Origin of the sequence: Vibrio sp. 10N.237.312.B06, from assembly GCF_041464685.1 — a bacterium.
Classification (GTDB): Bacteria; Pseudomonadota; Gammaproteobacteria; order Enterobacterales; family Vibrionaceae; genus Vibrio; species Vibrio tasmaniensis_A.
Map to the genome: position 1 here is coordinate 18,217 of NZ_JBFSPI010000007.1, position 13,043 is coordinate 31,259.

Genomic DNA, 13,043 nt, shown 5'->3' on the forward strand with positions numbered 1-13,043 from the left:
TTTATTTTATATTTTCTGGTAAGTGAGTGTTAGAGATGGCGATGACTGAACATGATGAAAGCTGGTGGAAAACCGCAACCATCTATCAAATCTACCCAAAGAGCTTTTGTGACAGTGGCAGTAAAGGTACTGGCGATATCAAAGGGATCATTTCGAAACTGGATTACCTTAAACATTTGAGCATCGATGCGATTTGGTTAACCCCAGTCTACGCGTCACCCATGATCGACAATGGTTACGATATCTCCGACTACTACGCGATTAACCCTCAATTCGGCACCATGGAAGACTTCGACTTATTATTGTCTGAAGCGCACCAACGTGGTATTCGCATCGTGATGGATATCGTGGTCAACCATACTTCAACCGAGCATGCGTGGTTTCAATCTGCTTTGGGCGACAAAAACAGTCCGTACCGCGATTATTACATCTGGAAAGATCCAGTAGGTGGCCAAGCACCAACGAACTGGCAGTCTAAGTTCGGTGGTAATGCATGGGAATTAGATGAAGCGACTGGACAATACTTCCTACACTTATTCGCCAAAGAACAGGCCGACCTTAACTGGGAGAACCCGGTTGTACGTGAAGAAGTGAAAGATGTTATTAGCTTCTGGGCTGAGAAGGGTGTCGATGGTTTCCGTTTAGATGTAATCAACCTGATTTCAAAGCAGCAAGATTTCCCTAATGATGATATCGGTGATGGTCGCCGTTTCTATACCGACGGCCCACGAGTGCACGAATACCTGAAAGAGATCAGCGAAGCAGTATTCCAGAAATACGGTAGCGTGACGGTTGGTGAGATGTCTTCAACTACGTTGGAACACTGTCAGAAATACTCAAACATTGATAACAGTGAGCTATCAATGGTGTTTAACTTCCACCACCTCAAGGTCGATTACACCAATGGTGAGAAGTGGACCAATGCGCCGTTCGATTTCTTACAGCTCAAGTCAATCTTTAACCACTGGCAAACTGGCTTGAACGGAAAAGGTTGGGGTGCACTATTCTGGTGTAACCACGACCAACCAAGAGTCGTGAGCCGCTTGGGCAACGATCAACAATATCGTGTTGAGTCGGCTAAAATGTTGGCTGCTTCTGTGCACATGATGCAAGGTACACCTTATATCTATCAAGGTGAAGAGATTGGTATGACCAACCCAGGTTATATCGACATCAGCCAATATCGTGATGTAGAGAGCACCAATATGTACGACATCATGGTTAACCGTGATGGTGTAGCTCATGAAGATATGATGGCGATCTTGGCGCAGAAATCTCGTGATAACTCTCGTACACCAATGCAATGGAGCAGTGAGCCTTACGCCGGATTCTCACAAGCTCAACCATGGCTTGATGTGGCGAATAACTACACTGAAATCAACGCCGAGCAAGCGTTGGAAGATAAAGATTCTGTATTTTACTTCTATAAGACTTTGATTGAGTTACGTAAACAAGTACCGGTGATTACTCATGGTCGCTATCAAGACCTTCTGCCTGAGCACCCATCCATTTTTGCGTATGTTCGTGAGAGTGAAGGGCAAACTCTACTGTGCATTAATAACTATTATGGTGAAGAGGCTGAATGCGTTTTACCTGAACGTTTTGAGATGGCGAAGGCTAAGAGCTTGTTGTCTAATTATCAAGTGAGCGAGAGTTTAGTGGCGTCTCATCATCAAGTTTTGCGACCTTACGAGACTCGTATTCTCTTGATTGAAGATTAACCTTGTTTCTATTTCTATAAGCTTAGTTCTATTCCCCTTAAGAATTAGGCCTCTACAAAGGCTTTGGAGTGCTTCCCAAAGCCTTTTTGTTTTACTGATGTATGGATTAATCGTGCCTCGAGTTTGCTTGCGAAAAACTTGCGTATCGAGTGCCAGTAACGACAGAGCAGGTAATGAACGCTAAGACGCGTAATTCACCGAGTAGCGAGTTGGTTTGTGGTTCATTGCCAATACGATGTTCAATACTGCGGTGCCTAATACAGATACGGCAATCACCCAAGGTGATACAAAGAAGAACGATGCAAACAGAATACAAGCATCAATGCACATCTGAGTTTTTCCTACTGATATACCGTAGCGGTCTTGGATAAACAAACACAGTACGTTGAAGCCACCCAAGCTTGAGCGATGACGGAATAGGATTAGCATACCTAAGCCCATTAGTAAGCCACCAGCAACAGCACAGTAGATTTCGTTATGAACTTCTAGTGAGATAACTAGGTATAAATGATCGGCAAACACCGAGACTAACGCACCAGCAATTGCACTGCTAATGGCAAAGCTACGACCAAATCGTTTCCAAGCTAATAAATAGAATGGACAGTTGGCAACAAAGTACAAAATACCAAAGGTTACAGGTAAGAATTGACTCAAAAGCAGAGCCAAGCCAGTAGTACCACCGGTAAGCAGATTTGCTGACTGTAAAAAGAAGACGCCTAACGCCACTAAAAACGTGCCAGTAAGAATGGCTACCCAATCTTCTTTACGTGAGTGTTTTTCCATCGTTTTTATAATTACCTAACCAATAAAGGCGTGCATAGTAGAGAAAAACCTTAGCTTTCGGTAGCTTGAGGTGCAAAATTAAGGTAAACCTATGTAATCTGCGTTTTACAGGGTGTAAAGCGTAAAATTGACAGTAAGCGTCATCTTTGGTTGGATAAGCTCAATAACCATGATGAATCTTATTTGTGATTATGAAAAAACTGCATGATAAAATTGCAATTAGCTCTTTATGACCTAGATCAAATTATGTAGAATGCGTCACATCAAAACGGTGACGGAAACGTTTGCTTTCGGTCGTTGTGTGGTTTTTTTGAAACTTTCAGTACAATCTGAGTCAGGAGATACAGATGCTTAAGCGTGACATGAACATTGCTGATTACGATGCGGACCTATTCGCAGCTATCCAAGAAGAAACTCTTCGTCAGGAAGAGCACATCGAACTTATCGCTTCAGAAAACTACACAAGCCCACGTGTAATGGAAGCTCAAGGTTCTCAACTTACAAACAAATACGCTGAAGGCTACCCTGGTAAGCGTTACTACGGTGGTTGTGAGTTCGTAGATAAAGTTGAAACTCTAGCAATCGAACGTGCATGTGAACTGTTTGGCGCTCAATACGCGAACGTACAACCTCACTCAGGTTCTCAAGCAAACAACGCTGTATACATGGCACTACTGAATGCTGGCGATACTGTTCTAGGTATGAGCCTAGCGCACGGTGGTCACCTAACTCACGGTTCTCCAGTAAACTTCTCTGGTAAGCTTTACAACATCATCCCTTACGGTATCGATGAAGCAGGTCAAATCGATTACGAAGAGATGGAAGCGCTAGCTATCGAGCACAAACCTAAGATGATCATCGGTGGTTTCTCTGCTTACTCTCAAATTTGTGATTGGGCGCGCATGCGTGAAATCGCTGACAAAGTAGGTGCTTACTTCTTCGTAGATATGGCTCACGTTGCGGGTCTAATCGCTGCAGGCGTTTACCCGAACCCAGTTCCACACGCTCACGTTGTTACAACAACAACGCACAAAACGCTTGCTGGTCCTCGTGGTGGTCTTATCCTTTCTAACGAAGGTGAAGATCTTTACAAGAAGCTAAACTCAGCAGTATTCCCAGGCGGCCAAGGCGGTCCTCTAATGCACGTTATCGCTGGTAAAGCAGTAGCGTTCAAAGAAGCTCTAGAACCAGAGTTCAAAGAATACCAAGCTCGCGTTGTTGCTAACGCAAAAGCAATGGTTGCTGAATTCCTAGCACGCGGTTACAACATCGTTTCAGGTTCTACAGAGAACCACCTGTTCCTAGTTGACCTAATCGACAAAGACATCACAGGTAAAGAGGCTGATGCAGCACTAGGTTCAGCTAACATCACAGTTAACAAGAACTCAGTTCCAAACGATCCACGTAGCCCATTCGTTACTTCTGGTATCCGTATCGGTTCTCCTTCTATCACTCGTCGCGGTTTCTCAGAAGCAGACGCGAAAGAGCTAGCAGGTTGGATGTGTGACATCCTAGATAACATGGGTGATGAGTCTGTTATCGAAGCAACTAAAGCGAAAGTTCTAGAAATTTGTAAGCGTCTACCTGTTTACGCATAATTTTTCTGGCTCAAATAGCTTAATTTCGGTGTCAAAGGTGCTCATTTACATTCGTAAACTCCGCGTGCTCTCCTAGAATTTCAAACGACTACTTTGAAATTGATTTAAAGGTCCCTTTTGGGGCCTTTTTTGTATCTGTAGGTATGAGAGTTAGGTTGTCTGAGAATACAGAAAGGCAGGTACTAAAAAGGGCTAATGCTTTCACATCAACCCTTTACTGCTTTATCACTTTCTTGTGTCGCTTCTACTTTTTAATGCTAAGTAGGGTGCCTGACTTACACTTGAAAGAGTAGTAGTGACGGCTTTCGTTGAATTTACCTAAGCCTTCGCCATCACAATAGTCGATGTTGATATCGCGCATAATTTCTAGCGTATCTTCACTGTTTAAGGCAAATTTAGAGCCGTCAGAGCAGACGATACGTACTCTTTCATCATGGCTTACAGAGTAGATATCGACTTCAGTATTACACAGCTCAAAAGAGGCTTCACGGAAGTTGTCTTGTTGAGTATTTGAAGCACAACCTGCGGTAAATACGGCTGCGATAACGGCTAAAAGTCCGAGTCTTTTCATTGTTAGTCCTTCGATATCATCGAATTTGGTGATGAGTTTTATATGCTGTTTGGAGTAGCCTATACAACAACACGCTTTGATTCAAGGAGTGTTGGCTGACTCTAGGATATAAAAGTATAGGCGCAACCAGATAATTTCTAATACGTTTATTCGTGTTTAGCCTGCTCTAGAAACAAAAAGACCAACACAGAGGTTGGTCTTTAAAATTTAAGTTTGTTCTAAATGACTATCGAAACTGTTTTGCTTCAGGAAGAAACTCAAAACCGGCAGACGCAAGTTTTGCGGTCAATGCAGCTTTGTCGATTTCATAGAAGTTGACTACTCGATCTAAATCACCACCGAAGTCGTCACGCAGCTTCATGTTAACGATGCTCATCAACATCACAGGATCCATCTTTTCAAAGTTAGCGAGGTTCATATTAGTCCTCGAAATCTGAGATCAGTAGATTCGCTGCGGCAAATGCAGCGCGATCTCTTGCTTCTTTAGGAAGAGATTCATCTGCAGCAAGGTCGTTCAATGTTTTTACCGCGCAGGTGATCGCTTTAGGGATATAGCCTTGGTCGCCACTGCCAATTTGAGAATACAGTTCACGCACCAAATCACAACAATCGTATACTTTCATTTTTATACCTAACCAAATGATAACTGATCTCAATATACACATAGAGATAAGCAAAAACAAAGTGGATCTGACTAAGTTCAGAGTTAGTTTGTTCTTGCTCAATATCTCATTCTGTTGATGCTCAATGTATCACTTTGCTAACTTGTTACTTAGCGTGATATTTACTGATTCGCCTGATAATTACCGCTTAACTAGAGAGCTGCTGTTCAAGCTGATAAGTGACCTCATCAGCTAAGTTGAGCTGCTTTGCTAACTCTTTGAGGTAAGCCTTCTCCATAAAGTTCTGCTCATCCGCTACAATCAAAGAGGCTAAGTAGATCTCACTCGCTTGTTGAGGTGACGTTGCTAATTGAGCAATTTCACTTGGATCGAGTGGTTTGTGCAGCTCTTCAGAGACCAATTTAGTCAGTTGATAATCGGCGCCCATATTTTCGACCGCTTGCTCGATCTTTGCCATCTCCTCTTCATCGACATGACCATCGGCTTTGGACGCCGCAATCATCGATCTTAGAATCAGTACGCTATGGTTTGAATCGGTCTCATCAAACTGAGCTTGTTCGTTATTCGGTGTTTGGCCTTGTTTCGATTGGTAATCGTTGTAGACCTTATAAGCAAGGGCACCCAGTGCAGCTGCGCCACCAATACCAGCGGCTTTCTTACCCATTTTCTTGGTTTTCTTAGAGCCTATTAACGCACCTAAGAGTCCGCCGCCCACGGCACCTGCCCCGAAGGCTCCGAGCGTGCTTTTGTTGATATTCTTACCACTGCCGCCTTGAGTTAGGCCACTTAAACTTGAAGAGCCTTGGGAAAGCTTCTGAGTACCTTGTTTAACGAGATCTGACTTAAGTGCTTGGTTAAGTAAGCTTTTGATATCCATCGATACCTCCAATGTAATCGTGCCTAAAGAGTTGATGAACCCAATATACGGATTTAAAGATGAACAGGGGATTAACTTACGTTATTTACTCTGGTGATAAATAGAAGGGAGTTTGAAGAGAAACGACAGGCACAAAAAAGGCCACCTAATGGTAGCCTTTCAATGTTTATCTAGCGAGTAATCGGATTACTAAGCCAGTTGAGCCGTAAGGTGCTCGATAACCGTGTCCATAGCGATTGCTTCTTTATCACCAGTACGACGGTTTTTGTATTCGAAGTTACCTTCGTCCATGCTGCGATCACCGATAACGATAGTGTGAGGGATGCCCACTAGCTCGATATCTTTAAACATAACACCTGGGCGCTCTTTACGGTCATCGAATAGTACTTCGATTCCCATAGCCGTTAATTCAGCGTATAGCTTCTCAGCTGCTTCTTTAACGCGCTCAGATTTGTGCATGTTCATTGGTACGATAGCAACTTGGAATGGTGCTAGTGCGTCTGGCCAAGTGATACCGAACTTATCGTGGTTTTGTTCGATAGCTGATGCAACAACACGTGAAACACCGATACCGTAACAACCCATTTCTAGGATTACGCTCTTACCATCAGGACCAAGCACGTTACAGTTCATTGCTTTAGAGTAAGTATTACCTAGTTGGAAGATGTGACCAACTTCGATACCGCGCTTAAGTTGGATGGTACCTTGACCACATGGGCTTAGGTCGCCTTCAACTACGTTACGTAGGTCTTCAACTTGAGCAAGCTCAACGTCACGACCCCAGTTAATACCGAAGTAGTGCTTACCGTCTACGTTTGCACCAGCACCGAAGTCGCTCATTACAGCAACAGAGCGGTCAACGATGAATGGTAGCTCTAGACCAACAGGGCCAAGTGAACCAGGACCTGCACCAACAAGTGCACGGATTTCTTCTTCAGAAGCCATCTCTAGTGGAGTAGCAACCTGTGGAAGGTTCTCTGCTTTCACTTCGTTAAGCTCGTGGTCGCCACGGATGATTAGCGCGATGATGTCTGCATTTACTTCATCAGAAGCTTTAACGAATAGAGTCTTAACGGTCTTCTCGATTGCTAGACCGTGTTGCTCTACAAGTTCTGCGATTGTTTTTGCGTTTGGCGTATCAACCAGTTCCATCTCTTGAGTTGGCGCTGCCGCTTCAGTCGTTGGAGCTAGTGCTTCTGCTTTCTCGATGTTCGCTGCGTAATCCGATTCTGAAGAGAATGCGATTAGGTCTTCGCCGCTTTCAGCAAGAACGTGGAACTCTTGAGAGCCGCTGCCGCCGATTGCGCCAGAGTCTGCCAATACTGGACGGTACTCAAGGCCCATGCGGTCGAATGCTTTACAGTAAGCATCGTGCATCGCTTGGTAAGACTTTTCTAAGCCTTCTTTATCGATATCAAAGCTGTACGCATCCATCATAGAGAATTCACGAGCACGCATTACGCCAAAACGAGGGCGGCGTTCATCACGGAATTTAGTCTGGATTTGGTACAGGTTTAGAGGAAGCTGTTTGTAAGAGCTGATCTCGTTACGTACTAGGCTCGTTACCACTTCTTCTGCTGTTGGGCTAAGAACAAATGGACGAGAATGACGGTCTGTGAAACGAAGTAGCTCAGGACCCATCTTTTCAGAACGGCCAGTCTCTTCCCAAAGCTCAAACGGTTGAACTACGGGCATCAAGATTTCAACGGCACCTGCATTATCGATCTCTTGGCGAACGATATTTTCGACTTTACGCAGTACACGTAGACCAGTAGGTAGCCAAGTATATAAACCTGAAGCTAGCTTACGGATCATACCTGCACGTAGCATCAGCTGGTGGCTGATAACTTCTGCGTCGTTTGGAGTCTCTTTCAGAGTAGAAAGAAGGTAGTTACTGGTACGCATTCTATGGTATCCGTTTCATCATTGATAAAAGAAAACTTGCTGTCGTTCGTAACCACAGCAAATCTGATATAGCCGCATATAATATCAGCCTATTTGGGATCTCAAAAGCGTTCAATGTCAGTTACATTGATGAAAAGCGTTTCAACCACGAATTTCACGTTAAGATCGAACAAATTTACCGCATATTCCTTGTTGTCAGGCTTACCTTTCTTATAGGCAGGGCGAGGATCTTGGCCTAATACTTCTTTGATCACCTGAATGATATGGCGAGCCTGAGGGTGACCAGACAGCTTACTTTGGGCTTGCTGCGAGAAGTTAACGTCGAGCACTGCTGGTTCATCGGCGGCAAACCCTCCTAGTGCATCGGGAATTGAATCCGAGTAGGGGATATAAGGTTTGATGTCGATGATCGGTGTGCCGTCAACGAGATCAACACTGCCCAAGTCCAACCAAGTTTGTCCCTTTTCTTGAGATACACCTTTGAGCTCAACCGCGGACATACCCACTCCATTCGGTCTGAATGTGGCACGAGACGCGAATACACCAATACGTTCGTTCCCGCCAAGGCGAGGTGGCCTCACGGTTGGTTTCCATCCTGCTTCAAGGTTCTTATCGAACAAAAACAACAACCACACATGACTAAATTGTTCAATATCACGAACAGACTCAAGGCTGTTCGCTGCTTCAACTAGCCTGACTCTTGAGGTAGAAGTGGGTACTAACCTAGGCTGTCTTGGCACAGCGAACTTCTCTTTATAAGGAGACTCAATAAAGCCAACAGGTTCAATGGTGTACATAGCAAGGTGTTCTCTGGTTTCAGTTAAGACGGAAAAATATCATAAAATCACTTGCTTTTCTTTTGATAATAATTATCATTTGATATGTTATAACATATCAAGTTAGTTATTTAAGGGAAATACAATGAAACCGAATATCCACCCTGATTACCGCCCCGTGGTTTTTCATGACACCAGTGTCGATGAGTACTTCTTAATCGGATCAACATTGAAAACAGATCGCACTATCGAATGGGAAGACGGAAATACTTATCCTTACTTCACGATTGAGGTGTCGTCAAAGTCGCATCCTTTCTATACGGGTAAACAGCGAGTGCTACATAAAGAGGGACGCGTTGCGAACTTCACTCGTCGTTTTGGTCAATTAGGTAAGGGAGCGAAATAGAATGAAAGTTGTGAAATCACTGAAAAGTGCGAAAAGCCGTCACCCAGATTGCCAAATAGTAAAGCGTAGAGGCCGTCTCTATGTCATCTGTAAATCCAACCCGAGATTCAAAGCGGTTCAAAAATAGTCAGTCAATTTGATGTGACATGAGTGTAAAAACGAGGGGAAAGTCAAACTTCATTCATTTGTCTGTTTTTCTTTTCCTTCGAGAGGAACTTTGAAGGAGAGTATGTGCTCACTTAGCGTACGTTGTTTCTTATTTGTCACTTTATCAATAGCTTACAAGCGCAAGCATAAATCGAATGAATGCATCCATACCAATTATAAACCTAACTTTCATACTTTAATTAGAGTTATTTGCTAATTTTTTGTTTTTATTAAGTTTAAAAGAATGGTTTGTTACACACTTTGTAACATTTACGATTTCTAATTGACCCTTTTGTCGAGTAATCTGCGCGGGCAATTTAAACATCTTTGTCATAATTGCACAGGAATCACTACAAGGAGGGAACTGATGAGTTCATCAGCTTCAATAAAAAACAATTCGCCTAAAAAAACCTATTTTTACTCGCTTTTTAGATGGCGTTGAATATTTGGGGAACCTATTGCCCCACCCAATCACTCTTTTCGCAATCTTCTGCTTAGCAATCCTCGTTACTTCAGGTATTGCTGGTTACTTCGAAGTGTCTGTTATGGACCCTCGACCAGAAGGTGCTAAAGGTCGTGCTGCTGACGGCATGATCCACGTTGTAAGTCTGCTTAACGCAGAAGGTCTACAACTTATTGTGACTAACTTAGTTAAGAACTTTGTTGGTTTTGCTCCACTAGGTACTGTACTTGTTGCTATGCTTGGTGTAGCGATTGCTGAACACTCAGGTCTACTATCTGCTGCAATGCGTGGCATGGTAATGGGTGCTTCTAAGCGCATGGTTACAGTAACGGTTGTGTTTGCAGGTATTATCTCTAACACAGCATCAGAGCTTGGCTATGTGGTACTTATTCCACTAGCAGCAATGCTTTTCCATTCTTTAGGTCGTCACCCTCTTGCTGGTCTTGCTGCGGCATTCGCTGGTGTGTCAGGTGGTTACTCTGCAAACCTACTTATCGGTACGGTTGACCCACTGCTTTCTGGTATTACAGAAACAGCGGCACAGATGATTGACCCGTCTTACACGGTTGGTCCTGAGTCAAACTGGTACTTCATGTTTGTTTCTACTTTCTTCATCGCGATTACAGGTGCATTTGTAACTGAGAAGATTGTTGAACCTAAGTTGGGTAAATACAACGACGAAGAAGCTTCTGAAGATTTATCAAATGATTCGATGGGCAGACTGACGGATGTTGAGAAGAAAGGTCTAAAACTAGCAGGTATTGCTGTATTGGCTGTTTCTGCACTTCTAGCGTGGACTATCGTTCCAGCTGACGGTGTTCTACGTTCAGCGTCTGGTACGGTTTCGGGTTCTCCATTCCTGAAGAGTATTGTTGCGTTTATCTTTGTATTCTTCGCTATTCCTGGTTTTGTTTACGGTAAAGTTACCGGTTCAATGAAGAACGATCGTGACGTGATCAATGCGATGGCAACGTCTATGTCTTCAATGGGCATGTACATTGTTCTTGTATTCTTTGCTGCACAGTTTGTTGCTTTCTTTAAGTGGACTAACTTTGGTCAAGTAATCGCTGTTGGTGGCGCTAGCTTCTTACAAGATATCGGTCTTACTGGCCCAATGTTGTTCTTTGCATTTATCCTAATGTGTGGCTTCATTAACCTAATGATCGGTTCGGCTTCTGCTCAGTGGGCAGTAACAGCACCTATCTTTGTACCTATGCTAATGCTTGTTGGTTACGCACCAGAAACGATTCAAGCAGCTTACCGTATCGGTGATTCAACGACGAACATCATTACACCAATGATGAGCTACTTCGGTCTTATTCTTGCTGTAGCGACGCGTTACATGAAGAACCTTGGTATCGGCACTCTGATTGCTACAATGCTTCCATACTCAATCTGCTTTATGTTCGGTTGGAGCATCTTGTTCTACCTATGGGTGTTCGTATTTGGTCTTCCAGTAGGCCCAGGTGCAGCAACGTTCTACACGCCGTAGTAACGTTAGTACAAGTCATATTGTTAGATTTTAAAGCCTGCCTCGTGCAGGTTTTTTTTGATCGAAAGTATGGTGTACCAATCACGGAAAGTGATCTGAAAGAGTGTAGAAAATTGGGATGATTTAAAAAGAAGAGATGGTGACAAGATGGATCATCAATACTCCGTTAAAGTAGCACTTAGTATCAAGTGTTAAGTAACAAGAACGGAGTATGTCGACAAACATATCTACAGGTTCACGGTTATGGCTATGAACGAATATCAATGTTTCTTAATGATTAGCGCTTTGCTAGCAGGCGATCAAGGTGATTCGCGAACTCACGACGATCGGTCTGTGAGAGGGCGCTTGGTCCACCCGTTTGGATGCCGCTTGAACGCATGGTATCCATAAAGTCACGAATGTTCAGGCGCGCTTTGATGGTTTCTTTGGTGTAGAGCTCGCCACGAGAGCTAAGTGCTTGACCACCTTTGGTGATCACTTCATCGGCGAGAGGGATATCGGATGTAATCACGAGATCACCGGGTTCAGTGCGTTTTACGATTTCATCATCTGCAATATCAAATCCGCTTGGGACTTGGATTGAGTGGATGTTATTGCGTTTAGGGACAGGAACCAGATGGTTTGCCACGAAGGTACATTCAACCCCAGTGCGCTCAGCTGCGCGTACGATTGTTTCTCGGATAACCTTAGGACAAGCGTCCGCATCAACCCATATTTTCATTGTGTTCTATTTCTCTGTTAGCTTATTGCTCAGTTAACTTATTGTTCCGTTAACTTGGCTTCTAGCGTGGCAACGCGGGTGGTAAGTTCAAGGATTTGCTTTTCCAGTTGGCTAACACGATCAAGTGCAGGCTCTTCTTGTGTCGCGACTTCAACTTTAGGAACGCGATTCGCGCTTTTCCAGCTCTTGATGGTCGTGATTAAAGCGGGCATCGGAACCGATGTACTCATACGAGCTTTAACTAAAGCAACTGTAGGCTCTTTCCCTTGTGCTTGCAGTCCTTCAAGCACTGATTTCAACTCTTCAGACACATCTTTTGTCAGCATGTTGACCTCCATTTTTAGTCTTCAGCCATTTTACTCGCTCTGGTGAGTGATAGCGAATCATAAAACCGCCCATAGCTTGTGAGAGATCTCTTACAAAGGTTGTGAGATAACACGAATACATCGCTAGAGAGATTGAGGTGCATATGGTTAAGCTGTTGATTTTTTGTTGTTTTATATAATTAACAACTTTAATAAATTCAAAGTGTGATGCAAATCTATTGTCCCAAATCGTAAATCGCGTAAATTAAACCTTGTCGGAAGGATTCTGACACGGAACAGGAAAGCACCAAGGATTTGGTTATCTTCAGGATGAAGATTTGGTTACTTAGGATTGAGTAGTCAAGCATGGAGCGTAAGGACATTGTAGGGATACAGTCAGTTAACAGGAAGTTAGCTGCAACGGAATGACAATGGACACCTTTAGGATTTAAAGGGTTGGATTAGCATCAGGACGATGTAAAGGACACCGCTCACGGAACAAGTGATGTGCGCTAACTAGGATTGTTAGCTTTCAGGATGATTGGACACCGCTAGGACGGCGAAGTAAAGGAAAGAGCTGAAGGATTACAGCCACTATTATGGATGATGCATGGAGCATTTATTAGTAGCCGGACTGCTGCGAGTAAGACCCTAG

At 43.7% G+C, this 13,043-nt stretch carries 13 protein-coding genes and 1 pseudogene; 5 read left to right on the forward strand and 9 right to left on the reverse strand.

Annotation, left to right across the window (positions count from 1 at the left end):
* Nucleotides 1–35 precede the first annotated feature (35 nt).
* Nucleotides 36–1,721, forward strand: coding sequence for an alpha,alpha-phosphotrehalase (treC, locus tag AB6C75_RS03170; protein WP_372106844.1), 1,686 nt, complete (start codon nt 36–38; stop codon nt 1,719–1,721).
* A gap of 180 nt (nt 1,722–1,901) precedes the next feature.
* On the opposite strand, the gene AB6C75_RS03175 is transcribed toward treC, so the two are convergent.
* Nucleotides 1,902–2,504, reverse strand: coding sequence for a YitT family protein (locus tag AB6C75_RS03175; protein WP_017096802.1), 603 nt, complete (start codon nt 2,502–2,504; stop codon nt 1,902–1,904).
* A 347-nt stretch (nt 2,505–2,851) separates the two neighbouring features.
* Between AB6C75_RS03175 and glyA the strand changes: the two genes are divergently transcribed.
* Nucleotides 2,852–4,102, forward strand: coding sequence for a serine hydroxymethyltransferase (gene glyA / locus AB6C75_RS03180; RefSeq protein ID WP_372106846.1), 1,251 nt, complete (start codon nt 2,852–2,854; stop codon nt 4,100–4,102).
* A 244-nt stretch (nt 4,103–4,346) separates the two neighbouring features.
* Here glyA and AB6C75_RS03185 read toward each other — a convergent pair whose 3' ends face one another.
* From AB6C75_RS03185 to tsaA, 6 genes are all read right to left on the reverse strand, one after another.
* Complete coding sequence (locus AB6C75_RS03185; RefSeq protein WP_009847438.1) at nt 4,347–4,673, reverse strand: hypothetical protein; 327 nt, start codon at nt 4,671–4,673, stop codon at nt 4,347–4,349.
* Nucleotides 4,674–4,899: 226 nt separating this feature from the next.
* Nucleotides 4,900–5,091, reverse strand: a complete 192-nt coding sequence (locus tag AB6C75_RS03190) for a DUF4250 domain-containing protein (protein ID WP_009847437.1) — start codon at nt 5,089–5,091, stop codon at nt 4,900–4,902.
* Between the two features lies 1 nt (nt 5,092).
* Nucleotides 5,093–5,296, reverse strand: coding sequence for a YaeP family protein (locus tag AB6C75_RS03195; protein WP_009847436.1), 204 nt, complete (start codon nt 5,294–5,296; stop codon nt 5,093–5,095).
* 187 nt (nt 5,297–5,483) lie between these two features.
* Nucleotides 5,484–6,173 (reverse strand): tellurite resistance TerB family protein, encoded by a 690-nt coding sequence (locus AB6C75_RS03200; protein ID WP_372106849.1) that lies wholly within the window; start codon nt 6,171–6,173, stop codon nt 5,484–5,486.
* A gap of 189 nt (nt 6,174–6,362) precedes the next feature.
* Nucleotides 6,363–8,078 carry a proline--tRNA ligase gene (locus AB6C75_RS03205; RefSeq protein ID WP_102257775.1) on the reverse strand — a complete coding sequence of 572 codons (1,716 nt, stop codon included), beginning with the start codon at nt 8,076–8,078 and terminating at the stop codon, nt 6,363–6,365.
* A gap of 101 nt (nt 8,079–8,179) precedes the next feature.
* Nucleotides 8,180–8,875: a tRNA (N6-threonylcarbamoyladenosine(37)-N6)-methyltransferase TrmO gene (gene tsaA / locus AB6C75_RS03210; RefSeq protein ID WP_372106852.1), complete on the reverse strand. Its 696-nt coding sequence runs from the start codon at nt 8,873–8,875 to the stop codon at nt 8,180–8,182.
* Between the two features lie 124 nt (nt 8,876–8,999).
* On the opposite strand from tsaA, the gene AB6C75_RS03215 reads away from it, so the two are divergent.
* The 3 genes and pseudogenes from AB6C75_RS03215 to AB6C75_RS03225 all read left to right on the forward strand — a co-directional run bounded on the left by AB6C75_RS03215 (nt 9,000) and on the right by AB6C75_RS03225 (nt 11,362).
* Nucleotides 9,000–9,260 carry a type B 50S ribosomal protein L31 gene (locus AB6C75_RS03215; protein ID WP_009847432.1) on the forward strand — a complete coding sequence of 87 codons (261 nt, stop codon included), beginning with the start codon at nt 9,000–9,002 and terminating at the stop codon, nt 9,258–9,260.
* Between the two features lies 1 nt (nt 9,261).
* The gene (gene ykgO, locus AB6C75_RS03220; protein WP_009847431.1) at nt 9,262–9,387 is read left to right on the forward strand and encodes a type B 50S ribosomal protein L36; all 126 of its coding nucleotides are present in this window, start codon (nt 9,262–9,264) and stop codon (nt 9,385–9,387) included.
* Between the two features lie 387 nt (nt 9,388–9,774).
* Nucleotides 9,775–11,362 (forward strand): annotated as a pseudogene (locus tag AB6C75_RS03225) (AbgT family transporter).
* Between the two features lie 277 nt (nt 11,363–11,639).
* On the opposite strand, the gene AB6C75_RS03230 reads toward AB6C75_RS03225, so the two are convergent.
* Both AB6C75_RS03230 and AB6C75_RS03235 read right to left on the reverse strand, forming a co-directional pair.
* Nucleotides 11,640–12,083: a YaiI/YqxD family protein gene (locus AB6C75_RS03230; protein WP_009847429.1), complete on the reverse strand. Its 444-nt coding sequence runs from the start codon at nt 12,081–12,083 to the stop codon at nt 11,640–11,642.
* Between the two features lie 38 nt (nt 12,084–12,121).
* Nucleotides 12,122–12,409, reverse strand: coding sequence for a hypothetical protein (locus tag AB6C75_RS03235; protein WP_009847428.1), 288 nt, complete (start codon nt 12,407–12,409; stop codon nt 12,122–12,124).
* Between the last annotated feature and the right edge of the window lie 634 nt (nt 12,410–13,043).

What these genes read in the sequence shown, in the direction of transcription:
- treC (WP_372106844.1), top strand. Translation starts at nt 36, where the DNA reads ATGGCGATGACTGAACATGATGAAAGCTGGTGGAAAACCGCAACCATC.
- AB6C75_RS03230 (WP_009847429.1), bottom strand. Translation starts at nt 12,083, where the DNA reads ATGAAAATATGGGTTGATGCGGACGCTTGTCCTAAGGTTATCCGAGAA.
- AB6C75_RS03185 (WP_009847438.1), bottom strand. Translation starts at nt 4,673, where the DNA reads ATGAAAAGACTCGGACTTTTAGCCGTTATCGCAGCCGTATTTACCGCA.
- glyA (WP_372106846.1), top strand. Translation starts at nt 2,852, where the DNA reads ATGCTTAAGCGTGACATGAACATTGCTGATTACGATGCGGACCTATTC.
- tsaA (WP_372106852.1), bottom strand. Translation starts at nt 8,875, where the DNA reads ATGTACACCATTGAACCTGTTGGCTTTATTGAGTCTCCTTATAAAGAG.
- ykgO (WP_009847431.1), top strand. Translation starts at nt 9,262, where the DNA reads ATGAAAGTTGTGAAATCACTGAAAAGTGCGAAAAGCCGTCACCCAGAT.
- AB6C75_RS03215 (WP_009847432.1), top strand. Translation starts at nt 9,000, where the DNA reads ATGAAACCGAATATCCACCCTGATTACCGCCCCGTGGTTTTTCATGAC.
- AB6C75_RS03205 (WP_102257775.1), bottom strand. Translation starts at nt 8,078, where the DNA reads ATGCGTACCAGTAACTACCTTCTTTCTACTCTGAAAGAGACTCCAAAC.
- AB6C75_RS03190 (WP_009847437.1), bottom strand. Translation starts at nt 5,091, where the DNA reads ATGAACCTCGCTAACTTTGAAAAGATGGATCCTGTGATGTTGATGAGC.
- AB6C75_RS03235 (WP_009847428.1), bottom strand. Translation starts at nt 12,409, where the DNA reads ATGCTGACAAAAGATGTGTCTGAAGAGTTGAAATCAGTGCTTGAAGGA.
- AB6C75_RS03195 (WP_009847436.1), bottom strand. Translation starts at nt 5,296, where the DNA reads ATGAAAGTATACGATTGTTGTGATTTGGTGCGTGAACTGTATTCTCAA.
- AB6C75_RS03175 (WP_017096802.1), bottom strand. Translation starts at nt 2,504, where the DNA reads ATGGAAAAACACTCACGTAAAGAAGATTGGGTAGCCATTCTTACTGGC.
- AB6C75_RS03200 (WP_372106849.1), bottom strand. Translation starts at nt 6,173, where the DNA reads ATGGATATCAAAAGCTTACTTAACCAAGCACTTAAGTCAGATCTCGTT.